This is a genomic window from Lacimicrobium alkaliphilum (genome assembly GCF_002591895.1).
GTDB classification, from domain to species: domain Bacteria; phylum Pseudomonadota; class Gammaproteobacteria; order Enterobacterales; family Alteromonadaceae; genus Lacimicrobium; species Lacimicrobium alkaliphilum.
Genome location: NZ_NISX01000040.1, coordinates 1 through 1406, shown reverse-complemented (window position 1 = coordinate 1406; position 1406 = coordinate 1). Strand labels below are relative to the sequence as shown.

The 1406-nt window shown below is 39.5% G+C and carries 1 protein-coding gene; it reads right to left on the bottom strand.

The annotated features are described in order from the left end of the window. Window positions 1–399 precede the first annotated feature (399 nt). Window positions 400–1158 carry a hypothetical protein gene (locus tag CDA54_RS19360; protein WP_099036688.1) on the bottom strand — a complete coding sequence of 253 codons (759 nt, stop codon included), beginning with the start codon at window positions 1156–1158 and terminating at the stop codon, window positions 400–402. Between the last annotated feature and the right edge of the window lie 248 nt (window positions 1159–1406).

Sequence of the window (1406 nt, the reverse complement as noted above, 5' to 3'; positions counted from 1 at the left end):
CTTTTTAAAGAACTTCCCAAACTCAAACCCGGTGACAACCTCGACCACCTCCTGCCATGGAACTTCGCTAAAAGCTAGACGGTCATCACCGGACTCTTACCAGGCTTTATCGGCGGTAAATTCTGTACTTCTTATTATATCCATAGTTCCCATGCTATTAGTCTGTAACGGCGGTTATAACGGGCGAAAACAAAGCGGCTATTAGCAGGCATAAAAACCGCGACAGCCTGAGTTTAAGGATGTGGTGAACCGCTTTAGACAACACCACATTTTCAGGGGATCACTGGCTGGTCATATTTGCCTTCAATGGCGGAAATGACGTTCTATTTTCTCAACTTACCTGATCCAGGTCCCATAATGCTCATGGCAGCTCAAAGTGCCAAACATTTGATTACTTATTCATCTGCCCTTGAATTTTAGTTGAGAGTAGATAACAGCAACATCGTTTTCCATATACGCAACGGACTTGGGATCATTGTTACCATCTGGAAATTCAATACCTGGTGCATTTTGTAGCAGACTCACATATAGCTTGAACCACACACCGGCCTCTTTCTCTACACCAAGGATATCGCACATTAATTGTTTGCATGAAAGATTCAACAACTGAAACTTGTCACTTAATTCATGTTTGGAAATAAGAATATCTAACAGCTCCTCCATGTTATAAGCCCAACTCTCATCTTCAACAACATCCTGTTCGATTGGTGGTTGCGTTAGAAATTCATTGCCATCCATAATCTGCAACTTCATATGTTCAGCACTTCCACTCGACATATATGCAGTAATCAAATCACTAACCCGAGCTTTGTGGACAGCAGCCCACTCTTTTAATTCATTCTGAAAAGAAACAAGCTCTTTATCTTCCACCGTTTCTTCTTCATCGAAGTCAACCGCCTCTCTACCATTGTATCCATCTAACTCTACGGTTTCTTTCTCAGAGCCCCCTGAAACTTCAACATCATTTAAATCACCCTGATTGGCTTTCACTGGTCCCACAAGGTTTTCACTTTCTACAATGGTAAAATCTTCTCTTACTTTATTCTCACCACCCATTAACTCTGTCTCAACGTTAACCTCATTAATCATAGGGTAAAAGATATAGCCAAATATAAAGAACGCGATTGCCACAGTGGTATTCATTAATAAGTTTTTCATTAAAATTCCTTTTTATTATTCAAATATATCATCAACAAAACCAAACCCTTTGTCATCATTCGAATTGGTAAGCTTTATTTGTAATCTCAAATTACCATCCTTGTTGGCTAATGCACCGGTAAGGTATGAGTAAAAGTTAGCTAAACGGTGTAGCGAAGGGAAAACAAGCCGCCTTCTATGAGTCAGGTTTTATTGTTTTCTATTTATTCACTGTCTGTTTTTCATGTTTTTTCTCTGATAAATACCCA

Excerpts from the sequence above, each read along its gene's own strand:
- CDA54_RS19360 (WP_099036688.1), bottom strand. The coding sequence starts at position 1,158 with ATGAAAAACTTATTAATGAATACCACTGTGGCAATCGCGTTCTTTATA.